The organism is uncultured Acinetobacter sp. (assembly GCF_947624825.1).
Lineage (GTDB): Bacteria > Pseudomonadota > Gammaproteobacteria > Pseudomonadales > Moraxellaceae > Acinetobacter.
On record NZ_CANQLZ010000035.1, the window covers coordinates 1 to 23,697 of the forward strand.

Genomic DNA, 23,697 nt, shown 5'->3' on the forward strand with positions numbered 1-23,697 from the left:
GTCTTTTGCAAGAACATCAGTGGCTGCTACACCTAGATCAAACAAAATTTATTATTATTACTGTAAGGTCAGCAAAATTTTCAGATGCCATCATCAAAGCTTTTGGCTGCTACAGTCCTATAATTTTATAACGTTTGATGTAGCTGATTGGTTGACAATAAAACTTAAAAAAACTCAATTTTTTTCTATACTGTGCTCCAATAAAGTTTTAAAGCAGGAGCAATGCGGCATATGTGGAAATATTTCTTAAGATTTTTTATTTATTTGGTGTTGTTGACTATGCTGGTTGGTGTAGTCGCTGCGTTGTTACCACAGGGCATGGGGCAAGTACTCACCGCATTTCCTTTTTTGATTAGCATCGTTTTGCTGTTATTTCACTTTTTAAAGCGTGAGCGCCGTGCGCCAAGCTCTGTAGAGCGTAATCGTTTTAGCTTGATTTATGTACTCATTTTCTTCTTATACAACTATATTTTTGCCGTGGTTGGACCCTTAATTTTTAACTTGAGCATTCCCAATGTATTTGAGCTTTGGCTTAAACAAGCTTTTAATCTTGATTTTCAGCTACTGCTGATTACGCGCTTATTGATCTTTATGATTCCATTTTATCTGATTGTGTTTTGGTTTTATGGACCACAAGCCAAAAGAATGGCTGCAAAAATGTTTTCGTCCATAAAATAGTCAGATCATGTATGCTAGGTCTAAGAGAATAAGAATGATCTAAATAGGTATTGCATGGACAAACCATCTGTTTTAGTCACTGGGGCGAGTGGATTTATTGGCACCCATTTAATTGAATTTTTGCTCAAGCGTGGCTATGAGGTGATTGCTTTGAGCCGTCAAGCGCGTGAGTCAGGTCACGGCTTAACATGGATTACCGATTTTAACCAAATTACACGTAGCAATCTTGATTATGTGGTCAATTTAGCTGGCGAGAGTGTAGGTCAAGGGCGTTGGACAGCAGCGCGTAAGCAAAAGTTAATTAGCAGTCGTGTAGACACGACGACAGCACTGTACCAATACCTAATTCAAGCCAATATCATGCCCAAAAGTATTATTTCAGGTTCGGCAGTGGGTTATTACGGTATTGATCCGACATTAACATGGTCAGAGCCTTGCTCAGAAGCTAGCCCAAGTCAAAATATTTTTATGGCACAGTTATGTCAAAAATGGGAATACAGTGCGCTGCAATTTAGTCAATTTAATACCAAAATTATGCGTTTGGGGGTGGTGTTTGGTAAACGTGGTGGAATATTACCGCAAATGCTGTTACCGATTAAATGGAGTTTAGTGGGGAAAATTGGCAGCGGGCAGCAGCCTGTAGTGTGGGTACATATACATGATGTACTCAGAGCAATTGAATTTTTAATGCGTACCCCAACCAATGCGCGGATTTTTAATGTGGTGGCACCCGAGTTAACGACGCAAGCGCAGTTTGTCACACAAGCTGCTGAGTTATTAAAAAGACGTCCTTTATTAAATGCACCGGCATGGTTGTTTGAAAAACTCATGGGTGAGCAATCACAATTGATTTTAAATGGTCAATTTGTGCTACCTCAGCAGTTACAAGATGCAGGCTTTGTGTTTCATTTTCAAAGCCTACACCATGCTTTAAGTAACCTAGAGCACGTCAAAAGATCAGCAATCGCTGAACCTGATTAAGCTGACATATCTTTGAGTTTAAGCGCAGCTTCTTCTGCAAAGTAAGTCCAAATGCCGTCAGCACCTGCGCGGCGGCAGCTCATGAGTGACTCAAGAATCACGCTATCAGATAACCAACCATTTTGGATTGCACCGGCTAACATGGCGTATTCACCACTAACTTGGTATACAAATGTTGGTACACCAAAGGTATCTTTAACTTCACGTACAATATCTAAATATGGCATTCCTGGTTTTACAATCACCATATCTGCGCCTTCTTGAATATCAAGCGCGATTTCATGTAAAGCTTCGGCACGGTTGCCAATATCCATTTGATAGGTATATTTGTTACCGCCTTTTAAGTTGCTGGCAGAACCCACCGCATCACGAAATGGGCCATAAAAGCTTGAGGCATATTTGGCTGAATAGGCCATAATATTGGTATAAATATGTCCATTGGCTTCAAAGGCTTGACGGATTGCACCAATACGTCCATCCATCATGTCACTTGGGGCAAAGATATCAGCACCCGCTTCGGCATGACTTAAACCTTGTTGAATTAAGGCCTCTACCGTTTCATCATTCAGCACATAACCGGATTCATCTAAAATACCGTCTTGACCGTGTGTGGTGTATGGGTCGAGTGCGCCATCGGTAATGAGTACCATCTCAGGTAATTCTTTTTTCAATAAACGTACCGTACTTTGGACTAAACCATCATCGCGCCATGCTGCTTCTGCAAGTAAACTCTTATCTTCTTGAGGAGTCACAGGGAACAAGGCAAGTTTTGAAACGCCAAGTTCAAGTAAACGCTCGGCTTTTTTTAATAATAGATCTGCCGATAAACGCTGTACATTAGGCATACTTGCGATATCTTCAGTTTGATTGTGTCCTGGTAAAACAAACACCGGATAAATTAAATGATCTGCTGAAAGATGGGTTTCACGTACCATAGAACGTAAATGCTCATTTTTACGAATACGACGCATACGGGTTGCAGGAAAAGCTGGACGATTAAAGCTATACATAATAATCCTAATGTTTTGTATTAAAATTTACTTTATTGTAGCCCTATAATACGGCTTTGATCATTGTAAATTGTTGTTAAGGTATTTGAAAAAATGAATGATGCTGTGAAAAAGTGGACTGGTGAGTTAAATCTTGGCGAAAAAGTTGAAATTAATGCAGTTGTTGAAAAGTTATGCCAAGCCTTTAATAGTTCGCCATTTTTTCAACATAATGCGATGCAGATGCGTGTGGTCGATGGTCAGATCCAAGCTTATGTTGCCATGCAGCCACATTTGATTGGCAATATGCAATATCAGATTTTACACGGTGGCTCAACGGCAACGGTGCTAGATAGTGTAGGTGGTATTGTGGCGATGGCAGAGCTTTATCAGCGTGCCACCAAAGAAAATTTTGAGCAGGTGAGTATGCAAGTGGCACGGGTTGCCACTTTGGATATCCGCGTAGATTATTTAAAACCCGGACGTGGTGAATATTTTATTGCGACTGCTGAAGCACTACGCATGGGACGTAAAGGCTGTACCATGCGTATGAATATGGTCAATGATCAAGATGAATTGATTGCCACCGCGATAGCCTCTTATGCCTATTGATGTAAAAAGACCCTAAAACGGGTCTTTTTTTATGTATCAATCAAGTTTTGACGCGTTGTTTTATAATGATCCCAATTAAAGGGCGTACCTTTATTGGCTGTTATAAAATCATGCGCAGCTTTAACACCAATTGTAAAAAGTTCAACTTTCTTGTCGGTCGGCATGTTGAAGTCTAACCAATGAAATTTACTCACATCTTCGGTTTTGCTTTTTAAGTTGAATAGGCCTGTTTTAATTTTTTTAGGGATTTTATGTGATGCAATGTCAATATAAGTAATGAGTTGAGTGTAATCATCATTTTTGTGTAAAAAATTAAAATCAGAGGTATGTCGTGCTGTATCAAACAAAGCGCCTAAAAACTTAATAATCTTTGCGGTTTCATTTGGTTGAGTGCGATCGGTATCGAGTTTTACCCCAAAGGTGGGGCATAAGGGTACATATTTCCGTTGGTGAAAAATATCAATCGGGAAATTAGACATAATTCCACCATCAACTAAGTAACATTTTTGTCCTGTAGGTATTGAACCTTGGTAAGAGACATATTCATTCCAAATCTTTTGATTAGGATGGGCTGTTAAAACTACAGGTTCAAAGAATAATGGAATAGCCATAGAGGCGCGAGTAAATTGTGTCAAGTGATTGTTATTTTTAAACTCGAACAGCTCTGCCATCTCAGGAAAAATGATCTTGCTTTGAGTTGTAACATCAGCAGTGACAATCGATAGCTTGATATTGTTGTGAATATTTTCTAAACGCTGTGCTTCGGTTTTTTTGTCCTCTACATTCTCACATGCTTGGTAAGTAGCACCTCCAGAACGAATTTTGAGTACATTGGGCGCAAGCTGTAAGATTGATTTTAACTCATCAGGATGCTGAACGTGGAGGTTTTGATCGAGCCATTTTCCAAACTCATCTCCTGAATTCATCCCCCATTTTTTTTGTTTAAAAATTTTATCATAGGCTAAGATGAGCAGTTCAGGGATTTTATCCACGAAGCCATCAGGCTTTTCTTGCATGGCTGTGACGAAAGCTTTGGCAGCCCTTCCACCATCAATAAATTTCTCCATGGGCATGTTATCTAATACGTCAGTTAACTTGATGCTGCGTATTTCATTTGGTTTAGCGAGCGTTGCTAAAAATACGGCATTAATTGCACCAGTAGACGTTCCGGCAATATTTAAAAAGCGAATACCTGCTTGCTCTAAAGCGTAGGTATAGCCGGCTAGGGCCCCCACCGCCTTCTAAGACTAAATCGACATATTGATGCCCTTGATCATCTACAATATCTGAAATAGGTTGGGTTTGAATCGTGTGTTGAATATCTGCGATTAGATTTTGAATCTTACAATTATGAGTGATGATCTGGCTCAATTTAAGGGAGTTGGATGTTTTCATTATCATGATCTCCTCTTTTTTTTAATTATAGCCCTTGATAATGAAAAAATTAAAATAGAAGATTTTTCATTTGATCCTGTGTATAACACTATGAACGTATAAGGTTAGGTGAGAGGTTCGTTATTTGATTTAGCGCGTTGTAGCGCAGCATGCCATTTGGCTAAATGTGCTTCACGCTCGGCGGCTTGCATGTTGGGTTCAAAAGCCCGATCAAGTTGCCAACACGCCGCAATATCGTCTAAACAATCAAATACGCCCACTTTTAAACCTGCCATGGCTGCTGCGCCCCATGCGGTAGATTCGAGCATTTTAGGACGCAGGACGGGGACATTTAAAATATCGGCTTGAAATTGCATCAGCATATTATTTTGGCTTGCTCCACCATCTACGCGTAGCTCGGTTAAGCCTTGACCAACGTCAGATTGCATGGCGCTTAAAACGTCTGCCACTTGAAAGGCAATCGCTTCTAAAGCAGCACGTGCAATATGGTGTTTGGTGGTGCCACGAGACATACCACATAGTAAAGCGCGTGCTTCACTGTCCCAATGCGGTGCGCCAAGCCCAGTAAAGGCAGGCACCAATACCACGCCTTCGGTATCGCTGACTTGAGCGGCAAGTTTTTCTATATCGTGGCTGTGTTGTAAAATTCCTAAACCATCGCGTAGCCATTGCACAATTGCGCCTGCCATAAAAACACTGCCTTCTAGGGCATAAGTGGCTTGGTTTTGCGCGTGCCATGCTAAGGTGGATAGTAATTGATTGTCACTGAGCTGAATTTGGTATCCGGTATTAAACAGCATAAAGCAGCCCGTGCCATAGGTGTTTTTGGCAGTACCTGCTTTAAAGCAGGCTTGACCAAACAGGGCGGCATGTTGATCACCTAAGACACCAGTAATTGGAATACGTGCACCCAATAAGCCCGGTGCTGTATCTGCAATATAGTCATCTGATTGAATAATACGTGGTAGAATTTTCTGTGGAATATTAAAGTGCTCAAGTAGCCCTTGATCCCATGTTTGATGCTGTAAATTCATTAGCATGGTACGTGAAGCATTACTGGCTTCAATCACATGTTCAGCACCTTGGGTTAAATTCCACAGCAGCCAACTGTCTATGGTGCCAAAAGCGGCATGGCCTTGCTCGGCAAGTTGGCGTAAACCAGACACATGCTCTAGCAACCACACCAATTTGCCTGCACTAAAATAAGGGTCAATACGCAGCCCTGTGCTGGCAAAGATTTTAGGACTTAAGCCTTGCTCAATCAGGGTTTGGCACCATCTACTTGCTCTGCGATCTTGCCAAATAATAGCAGGTGCTAGGGCACGTCCTGTGCGTTTGTCCCACACCACTGTCGTTTCTCTTTGATTGGTTAAACCCAATGCGGCAATATCTTTGGCAAGCAAGCCTGCCGCGGCAAGGGCTTGTTGTACTACGCCCAATTGGTTGCTCCAAATTTCATGGGCATCTTGTTCTACCCAACCTGAATGTGGGGTTGCTATTTGGGTTTCACGCTGCGCCGTGGCTTGGATTTCACCTTTTTGATTAAAAATGATGGCACGGCTTGAGGTTGTGCCTTGATCTAAAGCGAGTAAATAGCGCATATTTTTATAATAGAGTGCTTGAAAGTCAAAATATTAACCTAATTTATCAATCAAACGCAGAAAGTCACATGAAATTCTTCGTAAATAGCCTCGTAATCGTTGAAAGTTATGCTATGATTAGCCCGTACTTTGGGGGTGTTTCTGGCTTCGACGCTGGTGATGAAACTCATAGATGCATGCCGAGAGCGCATTTTCTCTCGTAAATCAAATTTGCATTTTTTAGTCGCAAACGACGAATCATACGCTCTAGCTGCCTAAGGGCAGCTTGTCCGCCTCTCCGAATACTTGTGGTTAGAGAGTCCGACTGAAGCGCACGCACACAAGTCCGTATTAAAGCCACGCCTCGGGGCTTTGTACTAAATTTAGAGGATCGCCTGAGCATCCTGTTCGTCGGGTCGCAAAGGGTTAAAACAATAGACGATATCTAAGCATGTAGTATTCTCGAGCGTAGTGCTGGCGGACGCGGGTTCAACTCCCGCCACCTCCACCAAATACCTAGCTGAATATAACAAAATATAGCGTTATATAAGGCAAAAAGGCTTGATTCTAAAGGGATCAAGCCTTTTTTTATGCTTAAATATATACAAATAATGCTAATAAATGTTTAGCCTATTTCTCCAAATAGGCTAATTTTTGATTTAAGCTGATGATTTTAAACTTGCAGAAAGTGGGGCTAAACGTATTTCAGGATTAATATTTTGCCAATTTAAATCACGAGGATCAGCTAGCATAGGGCCTTGTGCTTTGGCGACTAAGATTGCGCCACTCATGTCGGTAAAGTCTGCACGAAAATGTACCGAGCTTTTAACCACAATCAATCGATAATCTTCAGGCAGGATGTTAAAAATTTTAAACATCACTCTGTCTAACAGTTGTGCTTTATAGGAACTTACAGCAATATCAATGCCTTGATAAGATACTAAAATACTTTGACCAATATCTACAGCAACGCCATGCATCATGGGTCCTTGATAATTGAATTGACCTACATGGCGTGCCTTTAATACAAACTCACCGCAAAGTGCTGGGTCGCCATGGGTTGTGCCACCGAGCTGTGCATAGAAATGATCGCCAAGTTGAAGTTGATTGGTTGCCTGCACAGTCTTTGCATCGCAAATTAAACCCACTAAGGCTCGTTGCGCTTTGGCTTTGACTAAGGCATGCAACATACCTGTGGTATTTGAGTCACCACCAGCACCGGGATTATCTTGTGTATCTGCAATAATAATCGGTTTTTTATGGATATCAAATAAATATTCTGCCTCACGAATAGCGGCCTCAGGTTGTAAAAAATCCATATGCCATTTCGCTTCATCTGCAAGCAATTGGGTTTGATATTGCTGCATCACTTGTTGTAATGAACCTATATCAGCACTATAAGCCCAAAGTGTCGCCCCGCATTCTGAAAAGTCTGCCGCAGGAAAACCGGGAGTAAAATTTAGCAAAACACCACTTTGTTGTTCTAGTGCTTTTAAATGGGCAAAGGTGCTTTTAGCAGGTTCTAAATCAGTGCATTGAGCATTTAATGCAATTAAAAATGGCAGTTTATAATAGTGTTTATAGAGTTTCTGACCTTGTAAGATATCATGTAATACCTGTGCACAGCGTGCTCCAGTTTCAGCCATATCAATATGTGGATAGGTGCGATAAGCCAACATTGCGGTACTGTGTTTAAACATAAGCTGAGTGACATTGGCATGAAAATCCAAACTGGTCACAATGGGTATATCTTGTCCTACCAAAGCACGAATGCGTTGTAGTAATTCTCCTTCGCCATCATCTAGATGTTCTGCGACCATTGCACCATGTAAATCTAAATAAATCGCATCAACAGGCTGTGCCCTAAGCCCATCTAAAATTTCATTACAGATTTTCTCGTAAGTGTGTTGCTCAACATGAGCTGAAGGAGATGCACCTGCCCAAAGAATTGGGTGTAGCTGATAACCTAACTGTTGTGCAGTGTGGATAAAACCTCCTATTGGAATATTTTGATTGGAAAATTTTAACAGTGCTTGACCACGGGTAAGTCCGGGAAAACCTCCTCCATGAATAAAATCTTCATAGCGGGCAAGGCTTGGGGCGAAAGTATTGGTTTCATGCTGAAAACCAGCAATTGCAATGATTGGCATTTTATTATCCTTATGAAGTAGCACGAAGAGTGTTCAGGGGGTGACATGCTTTTTTTAAATGGAAGGCATACCAAAGCAAAAGAGAACCAAAGCCAAGCAGTACAGCAATAGCGATCCAACCTGCGACCAAGGAGTGAGTGCTGCTTTGGGCAAAGGCCATAATATTTGGGCTGACAAAACCACCCATAAGACCAATACTATTGATCAGTGCAATACCGCCTGCAGCAGCAGTGCCGCTTAAGTATTGAGAAGGAATAGACCAAAAAATGGTATAACCCACAAACATAAAACCTGTAGCAAAACAAATGGCAATAAAAGACAAGATAAAATTGCCGCTTATGACTGACACCGATAAACACACACCGGCAAATAAGGTTGGTAAAATACTGTGCCATTTACGTTCTTGATAACGATCAGAGCGACGGGCAAAGATATTCATCATAATGGCGCTGAGTAAATAGGGGATTGCAACCAGCCAACCAATCATGGTTAGACTTTGAATGCCGCTCGTTTTGAGTAATGACGGCAACCAAAAGCCCACAGCATAAATCCCGCTGATAATGCTGAAATATCCTAAAGCCATGAAATAAATCCATGGATCTTTAAGTACGCTTTTAAAGCCTTTATGGGTCTGTTGAGCCTGATGGTGTTGAATCTCTTCTTGGAGCAGCTTTTTCTCATCTTGGCTTAACCATTTAGCATCTTGTGGATGATCGACCAAATAAAAATAAGCCATGATGCCTAATAAGACGGTTGGAAAACCTTCCAGTAAAAATAGCCATTGCCAACCTGCCATATGATAGATGTTATGCATATGGGTCATAATTTGTGTGGATAACGGTGCACCTAACATGCCTCCAAGTGGTGCTGCTAACATGACAATAGCCATAACACGCGCCATACGTGCACCTGAATACCAATAGGTAAGGTAAAAAATTAAACCTGGTGCAAAACCAGCTTCAAACACTCCAAGTAAGAAACGCAACACATAAAACATGGTGGGCGTGGTCACAAACAACATGGACATAGAGGTGATTCCCCACAGCACCATAATGCGCATAAAGGTTTTACGTGCACCTACTTTATTAAAATATAAATTGGTAGGGACTTCAAAAATGACATAACCTAAAAAGAAAATACCGGCAGCCATGCCATAAATTGCATCACTAAAACCTAAATCCTGCTGCATTTGCAGTTTGGCAAAACCAATGTTAATACGGTCTAGATAAGCGAAGAAATAGCACAACAATAAAAATGGCAATAAACGCCAACTAATTTTTTGATACATCCTGTCAATTTTTTGTTCTTTCATGAACAAACTCCTGTGGCTTAATTCTTATTTTTGCTTTGTAACGAGTTTAGGCAGCTTGAGCACTTGATAACAAGGCAGGGTTTTATTAATAATGATGCTTTAAAAGCATCAATAATAAATACAAAACTATGTCAAAACAGACCTTACCCTTAGTGGGTATCAATGAAAAAAGACTGCGTTATTTTTATAACGTGATGCTATTAGGCTCGATTCGCAAGACCGCAGATTTACTCAACATCGAACAATCTGCAATTAGCCGACAAATCCAATTATTTGAAGCTGAATTAAAAACACAACTGTTTGAGCGCCGTGGTCGTAATGTGGTACCCACCGAAGCTGCGTATGTGGTATTAGAATATTTTGAGGAAAATCAGAAACGTGAGTTGGCTTTGTTTGATCAATTAGCACAACTTCAATCTGCGCAATTGGCCAAAGTGAATTTGGTTTCAAGTGAAAGTTACTTACAAGATTTAATTTATGACGTACTTAAACACATGCATGCGGCGTATCCTGATGTGCAATTACAGTTGGAGTTGATGGGCGTACATGATGTTATTCGGCAGATTAGTGAAGGCTTAGCCCATATTGGCTTGGCATATAATCCGCCACTGCACCCTGAAATTAAAGTGATTGCAGAACGCGAAGAACCTTTTATTTTAGCAGTACCTAAAGGGCATGTTTTAACTATGCAAAACCGTGCTGTATCCTTGGCAGAAACGCTGCAATATAAATTTGCTGTGATGTCGGTAGGGCATGGTTTTCGGCAACTTTTAGATGCCGAATTGCTGCGTTTAAACATCTCTTTAAATATAGCTTTAACTACAAACTCCATTACAGCACTTAAAAATTATGTGATTGCAGGGCATGGCATTTCTGCAATGCGTTATGCTGATATTGGTACTGCGGTTGAAGCAGGGCAGGTCGATGTACTTGAAATTGATTCAATCACTTTTCAACAAGCTAAAACACAATTATTAATACGTAAGGGTGCAAATATCTCAGATTCACAGCGCGTGTTACTAGATCGCATTCGTGCCAGTTTTAATTTACGTTAAAAAAATCCCGCCATTAAGGCAGGATTTTTTCGGCTTAAACTGTTACCAGCTTAACGCACCACCCGTTTGATAATCGGTTACGCGTGTTTCAAAGAAGTTTTTCTCTTTACGTAAGTCCATCATTTCAGACATCCATTGGAATGGATTGGTGACGCCCACAAATTGTTCAGGTAAACCCAATTGAGCCAAACGACGGTTTGCAATGAATTTTAAGTATTCTTCCATCATTGCAGCGTTCATGCCCAACACGCCGCGTGGCATGGTGTCTTTGGCATATTCAATTTCAAGCATGGTACCTTCAAGAATCATTTGAATGATTTCTTGTTGGAATTCAGCTGTCCATAACTGTGGGTTTTCATTCTTGATTTGGTTAATCATGTCGATACCAAAGTTCAAGTGCATTGATTCATCACGTAAGATGTATTGGAATTGCTCAGCAACACCATTCATCTTGTTACGACGACCCATCGACAAGATTTGGCTAAAACCACAGTAGAAGAAGATCCCTTCTAACACACAGTAAAATGCAATCAAGTTACGTAGCAAAATTTGATCGTTTTCAGGTGTACCTGTTTTAAAGGTCGGATCAGTTAAAGATTGGGTATACTTTAAGCCCCATGCCGCTTTACGTGCCACCGATGGCACTTCGCGGTACATGTTAAATACTTCACCTTCATCCATCCCTAAAGATTCGATACAGTATTGGTAAGCATGGGTATGAATTGCTTCTTCAAATGCTTGACGCAATAAGTATTGACGACATTCAGGGTTAGTAATGTGACGATAGATGGCAAGTACCAAGTTGTTGGCAACCAAAGAATCGGCAGTCGAGAAAAAGCCCAATGAGCGCATTACAATAGTACGTTCATCTTCAGTTAAGCCGTCTTCTGATTTCCACAAGGCGATGTCGTGGTTCATGTTGACTTCTTGTGGCATCCAGTGGTTAGCACAACCATCTAGATATTTTTGCCACGCCCATTCGTATTTAAATGGAACCAATTGGTTTAAGTCAGCACGACAGTTGATCATGGCTTTATCATCAACTTGAACACGCTGCGCACCCATCTCAAGTTCTTCAAGACCCGGTGTTGCGTCTAAGTTATTTAGAGCGTGAGATGCTCTTGCCAGCGGATCGGTTGAATCTGCTGCGGCTCCACGATAGGTTGTAGTGGGTTGTGGTGCTGCCACATTCTTCTGTGGCTGCTCTGTATGAGATACCACTTGCGAATCAGCCGCTTTTTGCGGTTCGACGGGCGTAGGCTGCTGTTCAGGTGCAGCCGATTTTTGCGAATCATCTTCGAAATCGTCCCAGCTTAGGATAGACATAGTGTTTCTCTTCGTTGCTTTGTATCTGGTTTAGACATCATCAACAAAGAAGATGTCATGACTATACGCCTAATATTTTGCATTAATATGATTTCTTCTTGATTGATCTACTTTCCTCAAATGGAAGAAGGAAGTCACTCATAAGAAAGGATGCGAATAATTTAGGTATATAGAAAGTTTTGAAATTTGCCGCATATTGTAGTCAGAAAGGGCTAAATTTGATAGTCCAAAAATGTGTATTGAGGCTAAAAGATGCTCTAAGATTATTTAGATGTTTGTTTTTAATATAAATAATAATTGTAAAAAAATCATCTATTTATATTGCATAGATATGCCAAAGCTCACCCTTTTTTAGGTTGGTGAAATTGGTATTTAGCTGAAGAATGAAGACAGTTTAAAAATGATTATGTTGTAGATTATTTGATCAAGAAAAATTGATCACCTTACTTAATTTTTTTATTTTTTCGAACCTTTAGTAAAAAGTAAGCCACAGGAACATAAAACAAAATAGCAAAGGAAATAATCAGGGCAGCAAGTCCTAACATATAGTTTGGGGTCATTGTTTCCATGAAAATTTCCTTTTTTAGCTTAAATGAATTATCTATAGGTTGAACAAAAGCCTCACTTAAGAGGCTAATGTTCTTTTGATAAGACTAGAACTTAATTAGTCCAACTAGAACTATCATAGAGATTGTAAACATAATCACTAAACCCATAGATGTTTTTTCCATTACTGACAAGCCTCACAATCAGGATTATCAATTGAACATGCTTGTGGTACTGGTGCTGCTTGCGCAAAACCATCTTCTTCTGCCGCAGCAGGTTTAGCTTCTACAGGTGCAGCTGTTGGAGCAATCGTTGATTTTACAGCGTTTAACGCGCCGGTATTAATCGTCGATTTCTCAGCAGAAGTTGCACCTAAAGCACGTAGGTAGTAAGTGGTTTTAAGACCACGTAACCACGCCATTTTATAGGTAATGTCAAGTTTCTTACCGTTTGCACCTGAGATGTAAAGGTTAAGAGATTGCGCTTGATCAATCCATTTTTGACGACGCGATGCTGCATCTACAATCCAACGTGGCTCAACTTCAAACGCTGTCGCAAAGATCGCTTTTAACTCTTCAGGGATACGAGAAATTTTCTGTACCGAACCTTCAAAGTGTTTAAGGTCATTCACCATCACCGAATCCCAAAGACCGCGATCTTTTAACGCACGGACTAAGTACGGGTTGATCACTGTGAATTCACCAGACAGGTTTGATTTCACATATAAGTTTTGGAAAGTAGGTTCAATCGATTGCGACACGCCACAAATGTTAGAAATGGTAGCTGTTGGTGCAATCGCCATTACGTTTGAGTTACGCATACCGTCTTTTTGAACTTTGCTACGTAAAGTATCCCAGTCCAAACGTTGTGTACGGTCAACTTCAAACATGCCTTCAGGACGTGTTTTTGCCACAAGGTTTAATGAGTCAATTGGTAAAATACCTTGATCCCATAATGAACCTTTGAAAGTTTCATAAGTACCACGTTCAAGCGCTAAATCGCTAGAGGTTTGAATCGCGTAGTACGAAATCACTTCCATTGATTCATCGGCAAAGTTCACAGCCGCATCAGAACCATACGCCATACCCATCTCGTACAATGCATCTTGGAAGCCCATGATACCCATACCGACAGGACGGTGTTTTAAGTTTGAATTACGCGCTTGTGGTACAGCGTAGTAGTTAATGTCAATCACGTTATCAAGCATACGCACTGCTGTTTTTACAGTACGTGCTAATTTTTCGCGATCGAGCACACCACCTTGAACGTGTTGTACTAAGTTAATTGAACCTAAGTTACATACCGCGATTTCGTCTTGGTTGGTGTTTAAGGTAATTTCAGTACACAAGTTTGATGAATGCACCACGCCTACGTGTTGTTGTGGCGAACGTAAGTTACATACGTCTTTAAACGTGATCCACGGATGACCTGTTTCAAACAGCATCGACAACATTTTGCGCCATAAGTCTTTCGCACGAATGACTTTATGTAGCATGTTGCTTTCTTTAGCAATGCCTTCGTAGTGAGCATAACGCTCAGCAAATTCTAAACCAGTCAAATCATGCAAATCTGGTGTTTCAGACGGTGTGAACAGTGTCCATTCTTTGTCTTCAATGACACGCTGCATAAACAAGTCAGGAACCCAGTTGGCTGTGTTCATGTCATGGGTACGACGACGGTCATCACCGGTGTTTTTACGAAGCTCTAAGAATTCTTCAATGTCTAAGTGCCAAGTTTCAAGGTATGCACATACTGCACCTTTACGCTTACCACCTTGGTTCACGGCAACTGCGGTATCATTCGCCACTTTTAAGAACGGTACCACACCTTGTGATTTACCATTGGTGCCTTTGATATACGAGTTTAAAGCACGTACTGGTGTCCAGTCGTTACCTAAACCGCCTGCCCATTTTGACAACATCGCGTTATCACGCATTGCGCCATAAATGTTGTAAAGATCATCGGCAATGGTGGTTAAGTAGCAGCTTGATAACTGTGGACGTAGCGTACCTGAGTTAAACAAGGTTGGTGTAGACGCCATGTAATCAAAGCTAGAGAGTAAGTTATAGAACTCAATCGCACGTTCTTCACGGTTTTGTTCGTTTAAGCTTAAGCCCATCGACACACGCATAAAGAACAATTGCGGTAATTCAAAACGTACGCCATCTGAGTGGATGAAGTAACGGTCAAATAAAGTTTGTAGACCTAAATAAGTAAATTGGTTTGAGCGTTCTGGTTTGATCGCAGCTGCCAATTTTACAAGGTCAAAGTTCAATAATTCTGGAGATAAAAGGTCAAGCTCGATACCCTTCTTTAAGAAAGTCTCTAAAGCATCACCTTCAGCTGTATTGCTTGGTAAATCTAAGAACTCAAGACCAGTTGCTACCAAGTTGTCACGTAGTAAACGTGCAGTCACGTAAGTGTAGTTTGGTTCTTGTTCAATACGGGTACGGGTTGCCATCATCATTGTGGTTGAGATGTCAGTTGCTTTTACCCCGTTGTATAAGTTCTTCACGGTTTCATCTACAATTGCTTGAACATCAATGCCTTCTAAGCCTTCAGCAGCAGTTGCAATCGTCGCGGTTAATTCACTTAAATCAAGCGGTGTTAACTGACCGTTTTGACCTAAAATTTGTAAGGTTGGATGATGATGAGCATGGGTCGCTTTACGCGCTTCTGCACGTTGTTCGCGATAAATTACGTAAGCACGCGCCACTTTTTGTTCGCCTGTACGCATCAGTGCCAATTCAACTTGATCTTGAATCTCTTCAATGTGGATCGTGCCACCTGATGGTAAACGACGTTTGAAGGTATTGAGCACCATATCGGTCAATTGCGCGATACGATCATGAATACGGCTAGATTCAGCACTTGGTTGGCCTTCAACAGCCAAAAATGCTTTGCCAATGGCAACTGAAATCTTTTCAGCATCAAAAGCGGCAACTTCACCAGTGCGTTTAATCACTTGAAGTTGACCGGGGGTCGCTGTGGTTACGCTCATTGCATCAACTCTTTATTGGTTTATTAACCAATAAGTTTGTATGGGTTTTACACGGCTAAAATAGGCAAGACTTACCCATAGCGTTTGTAAAAAAACACAAGACTTAGTGGTTTAAAGTAGGATTGGGCACAAGATACGGGAAAATCCGTAGTAGATCAATATTGACATTTTAGAAAAATTTTTGAATTCAACTTCTGCCAAAAAATAAAAAAAGGCAGACTCAATTGCTAAGCCTTGCCCCATAAGGCATAGCATAGCAAAGCTTGGCAAAAGAGCATATAGCTAAAGTTGAGGAACACTCAAAAAGTCACAGATTTAATTGTTGTTAGGTAAAAAATAGACAATTTGTGCTTAAAAAATAACATGGCGAAAATATAGTCATTCATGCAAAGAGCAATCTATCTACCATCGCTCGTCAAAATATAACAAATTGCTACTTTGATGTATCAGTTTGGTGAATAGCATCTTGTTTACAATGTAAACGTGTGTATATTGCAAGATATATTGAAACGTATCTATTGGATTTTTAAAGGATACGTCAAGTTAATAAAGGGGCATTATGCATGAGCCAAGAAGAAAAGTTACCTAAAATTTTAATTGTTGAAGATGACGAACGTCTTGCACGTTTAACGCAAGAGTATTTGATTCGTAATGGTCTAGAAGTTGGGGTAGAAACCGACGGTAATCGCGCCATCCGTCGTATTATTGCTGAGCAACCTGATTTGGTGGTGCTTGATGTGATGTTACCGGGTGCGGATGGTTTAACCATTTGCCGAGAGGTGCGTCCGCATTTTCATCAACCGATTTTAATGCTCACTGCACGTACCGAAGATATGGACCAAGTGTTGGGTCTAGAAATGGGTGCTGACGATTACGTGGCAAAACCTGTGCAACCGCGTGTGTTATTGGCGCGTATTCGTGCTTTATTGCGTCGTACCGATAAAGTTGCTGAAGACGAAGTGGCACAGCGTATTGAATTTGACGATTTAGTGATTGATAACGGCGGTCGCTCAGTGACTTTAAACGGCAACTTGGTAGACTTTACCAGCGCTGAGTATGACTTATTGTGGTTGTTGGCGTCTAATGCCGGTCGTATTTTATCGCGTGAAGACATTTTTGAGCGTTTACGTGGCATTGAATATGATGGTCAAGACCGTTCAATTGATGTGCGTATTTCTCGTATTCGTCCAAAAATTGGCGATGATCCTGAAAATCCAAAACGTATTAAGACAGTACGCAGTAAAGGTTACTTGTTTGTCAAAGAAACCAACGGCATGTAAGCTTTTCACGCCACTTTTGATGTAGGACGACTATTTGGTGTTTAAACACAGTATTTTTTTGCGCATTTATGCAGGACTTTTGATTTTGATGGTGTTGGTGGCCTGTTCAGGTTATATCCTCACCCAAATGATCAACTATCAACGTGCGCAAGAATATCGTGAATCGCTCACCGATGGTATGGCCTATATCATAAGCGAGGGAATTGCACGGCAACCGAATCGGCAACAAAAAGAAGATTGGATATCAGATGCTTCGAGTTTATTGGGCATTCCAATTTTTTATGTAGGTGCCGACCAAGTTGCCTTGTCGCGTGCCGAACTGCGCCGCATTGAGCAGCAAAAAGCGGTGGTGCGCTATGAAGCAGAAAATGGCGTAGCTTATGTGGTAATGGGCATTAAAAATGACCCACAGCATTACTTGTACGCACAAATTGAAGAAATCACTGAACAGCAAATGAAATTTTTGCCGGTGTTTATTCAAGATTATTTGGCGTACTACTCAGGTCAAGAAGCCAAATATTTAGCCAATATTCAACAGCATTTTTCCTATCCTGTCACCATTCAAAGTATCCGCGATTTAGATCTAGATTCTGAACAACTGAGTCGTTTGCGTTTGGGCAACGGGATTATTTTATACCGTGACAATGCTTCGATTCGTGGTACCACCATTTCCATTATTAGCCCACTTGAGCGTGATCCTAGTCAAGCGATTGTGATTGGTTCTGTGCCTTTATTTAATTGGATGCCATTTGAATTAGCAGCTGGTATTACTTTACTGAGCTTATTTATTTTAAGTTTAGGGGTGTATGGCTTAATGATTCCAATGCAAGCCAAGCTACGTGAAGTCAATCGGGCTTTAGATCAAATGCAAGGTGGTGATTTATCGGTGCGTTTACCGGTTGATGGTACCGATGAGCTTGCCAATTTAGCCACCAGTTATAACAACATGGCTGAACATATCCAACGTTTAATTGAAGCACAACGTGAGTTAATGCGTGCGGTATCGCATGAGTTGCGTACTCCTGTAGCACGTATTCGTTTTGCTTTAGAGATGTTGGTTGATGAAGACGACTACGACTATCGTGTGCAACAAATGGACATGATTGATAAAGATATTGAAGCACTCAATACCTTAATTGATGAAATCATGACTTATGCCAAGCTTGAACAAGGCATGCCGTCTTTAGATTTTGAACAAGTATCTTTATTTGAAGTGCTTGACCAAGTTTTAATTGAAACCGAAGCTTTAAAAACTGGCAAAGTGCTGGAATTAATTGCCCCCCCAATTGGTTTGGAAGTGGAAACCGAACGACGTTATTTACATCGCGTGATTCAAAATTTAGTCGGCAATGCCGTGCGCTACGCCGAGACTCAAGTCATTATGAGTGGTGGCTTAAACGCAGATGGCATGGCGTATATTTGTGTTGAAGATGATGGGCCGGGCATTCCTCTTGAGGAGCGCGAACGGGTGTTTGAAGCCTTTGCCCGTTTAGATGATAGTCGTACCCGTGCATCAGGCGGTTATGGTTTAGGTTTATCCATTGTGAGCCGGATTGCCTATTGGTTTGGCGGCGAGATTCGTATTGATGAAAGTCCACGTTTGGGTGGGGCGCGTTTTGTAATGACGTGGCCACCTGGGCGCCCAACTAAAAAGAAATAAAAAAAGCCCGCAAATTGCGGGCTTTTTGTTGAGGCTAAATTATTTGGTGGCTTCTTTATAGACACGGTCAGCTTCATCAAAACGATCAGTAACCTCAGCATTGGGTTGTTTACCCAATAAACTCACCACAATAATGGCAATCGCTGAACAGATAAAGCCCGGAATGATTTCATAAATGCCTGTATCACCCCATACATTTTTCCATACAATCACCATGAGCGCACCTACCAGCATACCGGCCAAAGCACCGTTTAAGGTCATACGACGCCAGAACAACGACAAAATAATTAAAGGGCCAAATGCTGCGCCAAAACCTGCCCATGCATAAGCAACCAAACCGAGTACTTTAGATTCTGGGTTGCCCGCCATCCAAATGGCAAGTAAGGCAATCAGTAACACCATAATACGACCCACCCACACCAATTCATTTTGGCTGGCATTTTTGCGTAATAATGACTTGTAAAAATCTTCGGTTAAAGTACTTGAACACACCAAAAGTTGACAACTTAACGTACTCATCACAGCTGCTAAAATTGCTGCCAAAACAATACCTGCCACCCATGGATTAAACAAAATTTTGGTCAGTTCCATAAACACGGTTTCAGGGTTGGCATTGACCACACTTGCCATAGCAGGGTTGGCTTCAAAATAGGCAATACCAAAGAAGCCGGCAGCAACTGCACCGCCTAGACATAAGATCATCCATGTCATACCAATACGACGTGCATTTGGAATGGATTTGACTGAATCGGCTGCCATAAAGCGTACTAAAATATGTGGTTGCCCAAAGTAACCTAAACCCCATGCCAGTAACGATAAAATTGCGACCACACCTAAATCACCCACTAAATTGGTGGCTTGTGGGCGTGCCGCTTCAAGTGCCAAGGTCACTTGTGACATATCCGAGAAGGTCATGAGTGTCACAACAGGCGTTAAAATTAAAGCAAAAATCATTAAGCCGGCTTGAAAAGTATCTGTCCAAGACACCGCCAAGAATCCACCAATAAATACATAACTGATGGTGGCAATGGCACTGATCCAAAGCGCAGTGGTATACGACATGTCAAACATGCTTTCAAATAAACGCGCGCCTGCCACCATGCCAGATGCACAGTAAATAGCAAAGAAAATTAAGATGACAAATGCCGAAACAATACGCAAAATTTTCTTTTGATCGTTAAAACGATTAGAAAAATAATCCGGCAAGGTCAGGGCATTATGCTGAACTTCGGTATGCACACGTAAACGCCCTGCGACGAGTAACCAGTTGAGCCATGCACCAATAATCAGACCAATCGCGATCCACATTTCAGACAGACCAGACAGATAAATGGCACCGGGTAAACCCATTAATAACCAACCGCTCATGTCTGAAGCACCCGCCGAAAGAGCAGTCACAAAACTACCTAAGCGACGACCACCTAAAATATAGTCAGAGAAGTTAGCGGTGGCACGATAAGCCATAAAGCCAATCGCCACCATGGCGACAATATAAAATAAAAACGTAATCAGCGTGGGATTCAGGGAGCTCATACATCATCCATATTCAAATTGGACAGTTGAACAAAGCCATGACTGAATCTGCCACGACTTTGCTATATTCCTGACCACAAATTTAAAGTTGTTGAAAAAACAAAGGCGAAATTTAACCATACTTTTTTATCAACTGCTGTGTTTTTAACAAACGCGACAGCAGTTGTATTTTTTATAAACAGCATGTTGTTGATTAAACTCAAATTTAACGATTTTGTCCCATCACGCCGCGAATGGTGCTGAGGATGTCAGCAGGTAACACCACAGTTTTGGCATTGTTGGATTTGGCCATATCTTGCATGGCTTTGACATATTGCTCACCCAATAAATAGGCCACAGGAATTTCCTTGTCACCTACAGCCGATGACACCATTTCAATGGCTTTTTGCGAGGCTTGGGCCAATACCACTTGTGCTTCTGCATCACGGCGTGACGCTTCTAAACGACCGTCTGCTTCTAAAATTGCCGCTTGTTTTTCACCATCGGCTTTGGTGACTGTAGCACGACGTTGACGTTCTGCCGCAGCTTGTTCTTCCATCGCGGTTTGCATGGTGTGTGATGGTTTAATATCCTGAATTTCGACCGTTTTTAAGGTAATGCCCCAATCAGAAATATCATCGGAAATGGCGGCTTTCAGCTTGGCTTTAATATGATCACGCGAAGACAAGGCATCATCGAGATCCATTTCACCCACAATTGAACGCAGTGACGTTTGCACCATGTTTTGAATCGCCCATGAATAGTTTTCAATGCCATATACGGCTTTTTCAGGTGTGGTTAAATTAATATACGCCACAGCATTCATGAGCAAGACCGCGTTATCACGGGTAATCACTTCTTGTGATGGAATATCTAACACAATATCTTTGGTGGTGACTTTATACGCCACTTCATCTACATAAGGAATGACAAAGTTTAAGCCCGGTTGTAAGGTGGTGTGGTATTTACCTAGGCGCTGTACGATCCATTTATAACCTTGCGGTACAATGCGTACCCCTTTAAAAATGGTAACGGCGACAAAAGCCAATAAAATAAAAACAATAATCGTGGTAATCGACATGTCATTTAATCTCGTTGTTGTATGTTATGGGGTTCAATCAAGAGGTCATTGCCTAAAATATCGATGACGCGAACCCGCTCGCCCACTGTAACAGGATGAGTGCTGCGACATTGCCATTCATCGGCGCCTAATACCGGCACAGCAAAACGTACTTTGATATGTTCGTGGCTTAAATGCGTTTCGATCACCATGCCCACTTGACCAATGGTTGCTTCGCGCGATAAGCCGGCTTTGGTTTTGTCAATGGACAACGGTTTGATCCATCTAAACCATGCAAAAGTGGCGCTCACTGAAAAAATAATCCATAAAATCAGTTGCAAGCTTGGACTTAAACTGGGCACTAACCAATAAATCAAGCTGACCAAAATGGCGGCTACACCAAACCAAAGGGCGGCAAAAGACGGCAAGATCAGCTCGGCTAAAATGAGTAAAATACCTAAGGCAAACCAATGCCAAGGCTCAAGGATCAACATATGTATCTCCTACATGGGAGGAAGATTTGACTGTAGCATAGGCATACATGTGCTCAAAATTTAATGCCTATTGAAAGCAAAAAAAGCGCCATCATGCGCTTTGATTGAAGATGCTCTTTAGTGCTTTTGCAAGGGTTTCGCCAAGCGTTGCGGATGTTTGGCAGAAATTTTACCTGCATATAAAGCTAAAATTTTTTCTAAATCAGCCTCATAATCACCAGTTGGGCAATATGTACCTAAGCAATAAATGGTTTTGTTGGCATAGTCCATTGCAAACATCACAATCGGCACTTGAGCGCCCAAGGCAATATGATAAAAGCCGCGTTTAAAGTCTGTGGCATTGTGTCTGGTGCCTTCTGGGGTCATACCCACCCAAATTTGCTCGCGTTTTTGAATCTCTGCAATGATTTGCTGGGTCAAGCCTTGTGCAGCATGGCGTTGTACAGGAATAACATCAAGCCAATTGAGCAAGGGCTTAAGCGGGGTGTTAAAGAGGCTCGCTTTGGCAAAGATCTGAATTTTTAAATCCATCGCCACCACAAAGTTAAAGCCATACCAACCATCAAGATTAGAGGTATGTGGCAGAACAATGGCAACCGCTTTGGCAAGATTGGGAAATTCTCCTTTAAATTGCCAGCCTTGGGCTAAATACAATTGCTTAAAAAACTTTTGACTGAAACTGCCATCACGTCTTGGCACTAAATCAGGCAAAACCGGCAATCTGGACATGCAAAATCCTTGCTTGATTTACAACCTTTATATTTTAGGCTTTTCAGCTAAAAAATATAGCGGCAAAATGTGCCTTTGCACCTAATGCCTAGTTTTTAAACGTATGCCATCTATTTATGTGTTGTTGTTTTCATTGTATTGGGCGCAAGGTTTGCCGGTGGGTTTTATGACCCATGCTTTACCGGTGATTTTGCGCCATGAAGGGCTGTCACTTGCACACATTGGTGGCTTTGGACTGTTAATGCTGCCATGGTCAATTAAAGTGCTGTGGGCACCTATGATTGATCGCGTTGGGCAGTACCGACAGTGGATTATAGGCTTACAGCTGTTGCTGTGTATTAGCCTGATTATTTTGGCTTATGTGCCTATTCATCAGTTGCAACACGGCAATCTGTTGGTGGTATTTTTTGTGGTGTTGTTTGTGATGAATATGGCAGCTGCCAGTCAAGATATTGCCACCGATGGTTTGGCAGTATGCAGCTTGCATGCTCAGCAACAGCATTGGGGCAGTAGCTTACAAGTGATTGGCTCACGGCTTGGGTTTATTGTGGGTGGTGGTGTGTTGCTGTGGCTGATTGATGTGTGGCAATGGCACAGTATATTTTTAGGCTTAGCACTATTGGTTGCGCTCAACACGCTGCCCATCCTGTTGTATCAACCATCTTCTTTAGCCCCTCATCGCTCAAAAAGCCCATCGCGTTTTGATGTCAAAGCTTATCTGCGTGATCTAAAAATTCGCCCTGAACTCTGGGCGTGGCTTGGGGTGTTGCTCAGTTTTAAAGTGGTCGATGGGCTAAGCGGTGCCATCATTAAAGCCTTGTTGGTAGATGTAGGGCTGAGCCTACAACAGATTGGTTTATATATTAGTGGACTTGGGGCAGTTGCAGCTTTACTTGGCGCGGCTTTAGGTGCTCTATTACTTAAATATTGCTCCCGTAGTAGGGCGTTGTGTATTTTATCGTGGCTAAAATTAAGCACCTTGTTGGGTTACATCGGGCTGGCTTATGCACTTGAGCAACAATACCGTATGGCGCCGTGGTTAATGTATAGCTTACATGCCATAGAAGATTTACTGGCCAGTATGTTGTTGGTGGTCATGCTTAGCTTGATTATGCATTACAGTCGTCCGGCATGGGCAGGTACAGATTTTACCGTACAAGTATCGATTATGGCGACGGTGAGTGGTGTGTTGTATGTGCTCAGTGGTATTGCAGCAGATGCGCTAGGTTATGTTGATTATTTTATACTCTTACTGGGTTTAGGGCTTGTTAGTCTTTATCCAATATATCGCTGGAAAAAACATTATAGCGCTTAAAAAACAATCTAAATCATTAAAA

At 41.6% G+C, this 23,697-nt stretch carries 19 protein-coding genes and 1 other RNA gene; 8 read left to right on the top strand and 12 right to left on the bottom strand.

All coding sequences use genetic code 11. The features are described 5' to 3' along the window. The first annotated feature begins 231 nt into the window (after positions 1–231). Positions 232–678: an ABZJ_00895 family protein gene (locus Q0017_RS09120; RefSeq protein ID WP_298145700.1), complete on the top strand. Its 447-nt coding sequence runs from the start codon at positions 232–234 to the stop codon at positions 676–678. A gap of 54 nt (positions 679–732) precedes the next feature. After that, positions 733–1,659, top strand: coding sequence for a TIGR01777 family oxidoreductase (locus Q0017_RS09125; RefSeq protein ID WP_298145702.1), 927 nt, complete (start codon positions 733–735; stop codon positions 1,657–1,659). Here the strand turns inward: Q0017_RS09125 and hemB are convergent. After that, the gene (gene hemB / locus Q0017_RS09130; protein WP_298145772.1) at positions 1,656–2,672 is read right to left on the bottom strand and encodes a porphobilinogen synthase; all 1,017 of its coding nucleotides are present in this window, start codon (positions 2,670–2,672) and stop codon (positions 1,656–1,658) included. The two genes, Q0017_RS09125 and hemB, sit on opposite strands and share 4 nt — an antisense overlap. A gap of 90 nt (positions 2,673–2,762) precedes the next feature. On the opposite strand from hemB, the gene Q0017_RS09135 reads away from it, so the two are divergent. Beyond that, on the top strand, positions 2,763–3,260 hold the full coding sequence (locus Q0017_RS09135; RefSeq protein ID WP_298145705.1) for a thioesterase family protein: 498 nt from the start codon (positions 2,763–2,765) through the stop codon (positions 3,258–3,260). Positions 3,261–3,289: 29 nt separating this feature from the next. On the opposite strand, the gene Q0017_RS09140 is transcribed toward Q0017_RS09135, so the two are convergent. Both Q0017_RS09140 and glpK read right to left on the bottom strand, forming a co-directional pair. Then, complete coding sequence (locus tag Q0017_RS09140) at positions 3,290–4,495, bottom strand: patatin-like phospholipase family protein (RefSeq protein ID WP_298145708.1); 1,206 nt, start codon at positions 4,493–4,495, stop codon at positions 3,290–3,292. 264 nt (positions 4,496–4,759) lie between these two features. After that, positions 4,760–6,256, bottom strand: a complete 1,497-nt coding sequence (gene glpK, locus Q0017_RS09145) for a glycerol kinase GlpK (protein ID WP_298145711.1) — start codon at positions 6,254–6,256, stop codon at positions 4,760–4,762. A 131-nt stretch (positions 6,257–6,387) separates the two neighbouring features. Between glpK and ssrA the strand changes: the two genes are divergently transcribed. Next, positions 6,388–6,746: a transfer-messenger RNA gene (gene ssrA, locus Q0017_RS09150) on the top strand. Between the two features lie 148 nt (positions 6,747–6,894). Here the strand turns inward: ssrA and Q0017_RS09155 are convergent. Then, positions 6,895–8,385: a M81 family metallopeptidase gene (locus tag Q0017_RS09155; RefSeq protein ID WP_298145714.1), complete on the bottom strand. Its 1,491-nt coding sequence runs from the start codon at positions 8,383–8,385 to the stop codon at positions 6,895–6,897. 10 nt (positions 8,386–8,395) lie between these two features. Next, the gene (locus Q0017_RS09160; protein WP_298145716.1) at positions 8,396–9,697 is read right to left on the bottom strand and encodes an MFS transporter; all 1,302 of its coding nucleotides are present in this window, start codon (positions 9,695–9,697) and stop codon (positions 8,396–8,398) included. Positions 9,698–9,825: 128 nt separating this feature from the next. Here Q0017_RS09160 and Q0017_RS09165 point away from each other — a divergent pair, with 128 nt between their 5' ends. Next, entirely contained in the window at positions 9,826–10,752 is a 927-nt protein-coding gene (locus Q0017_RS09165; RefSeq protein ID WP_298145719.1) for a LysR family transcriptional regulator, read from the top strand. 42 nt (positions 10,753–10,794) lie between these two features. Here Q0017_RS09165 and Q0017_RS09170 read toward each other — a convergent pair whose 3' ends face one another. From Q0017_RS09170 to Q0017_RS09180, 3 genes are all read right to left on the bottom strand, one after another. Further along, complete coding sequence (locus Q0017_RS09170) at positions 10,795–12,078, bottom strand: ribonucleotide-diphosphate reductase subunit beta (RefSeq protein ID WP_298145723.1); 1,284 nt, start codon at positions 12,076–12,078, stop codon at positions 10,795–10,797. 443 nt (positions 12,079–12,521) lie between these two features. Beyond that, positions 12,522–12,647, bottom strand: a complete 126-nt coding sequence (locus tag Q0017_RS09175; protein ID WP_298145727.1) for a hypothetical protein — start codon at positions 12,645–12,647, stop codon at positions 12,522–12,524. Positions 12,648–12,808: 161 nt separating this feature from the next. Next, positions 12,809–15,625 (bottom strand): ribonucleoside-diphosphate reductase subunit alpha, encoded by a 2,817-nt coding sequence (locus tag Q0017_RS09180; RefSeq protein ID WP_298145730.1) that lies wholly within the window; start codon positions 15,623–15,625, stop codon positions 12,809–12,811. A 563-nt stretch (positions 15,626–16,188) separates the two neighbouring features. Here Q0017_RS09180 and bfmR point away from each other — a divergent pair. Further along, positions 16,189–16,905, top strand: a complete 717-nt coding sequence (bfmR, locus tag Q0017_RS09185) for a response regulator transcription factor BfmR (protein WP_297424560.1) — start codon at positions 16,189–16,191, stop codon at positions 16,903–16,905. Between the two features lie 37 nt (positions 16,906–16,942). Continuing rightward, the gene (locus Q0017_RS09190) at positions 16,943–18,565 is read left to right on the top strand and encodes an ATP-binding protein (protein ID WP_298145733.1); all 1,623 of its coding nucleotides are present in this window, start codon (positions 16,943–16,945) and stop codon (positions 18,563–18,565) included. Between the two features lie 39 nt (positions 18,566–18,604). Here the strand turns inward: Q0017_RS09190 and putP are convergent, their stop codons facing one another. The 4 genes from putP to Q0017_RS09210 form a co-directional block, all read right to left on the bottom strand. Next, entirely contained in the window at positions 18,605–20,098 is a 1,494-nt protein-coding gene (gene putP, locus Q0017_RS09195) for a sodium/proline symporter PutP (protein ID WP_298145736.1), read from the bottom strand. A gap of 205 nt (positions 20,099–20,303) precedes the next feature. Further along, entirely contained in the window at positions 20,304–21,158 is an 855-nt protein-coding gene (locus Q0017_RS09200; protein WP_298145738.1) for an SPFH domain-containing protein, read from the bottom strand. Positions 21,159–21,163: 5 nt separating this feature from the next. Continuing rightward, the gene (locus Q0017_RS09205; RefSeq protein ID WP_298145741.1) at positions 21,164–21,631 is read right to left on the bottom strand and encodes an NfeD family protein; all 468 of its coding nucleotides are present in this window, start codon (positions 21,629–21,631) and stop codon (positions 21,164–21,166) included. Between the two features lie 117 nt (positions 21,632–21,748). Next, entirely contained in the window at positions 21,749–22,360 is a 612-nt protein-coding gene (locus Q0017_RS09210; RefSeq protein ID WP_298145744.1) for a 1-acyl-sn-glycerol-3-phosphate acyltransferase, read from the bottom strand. Positions 22,361–22,463: 103 nt separating this feature from the next. Here Q0017_RS09210 and Q0017_RS09215 point away from each other — a divergent pair, with 103 nt between their 5' ends. After that, positions 22,464–23,675 (top strand): MFS transporter, encoded by a 1,212-nt coding sequence (locus tag Q0017_RS09215; protein WP_298145748.1) that lies wholly within the window; start codon positions 22,464–22,466, stop codon positions 23,673–23,675. Positions 23,676–23,697: the final 22 nt, after the last annotated feature.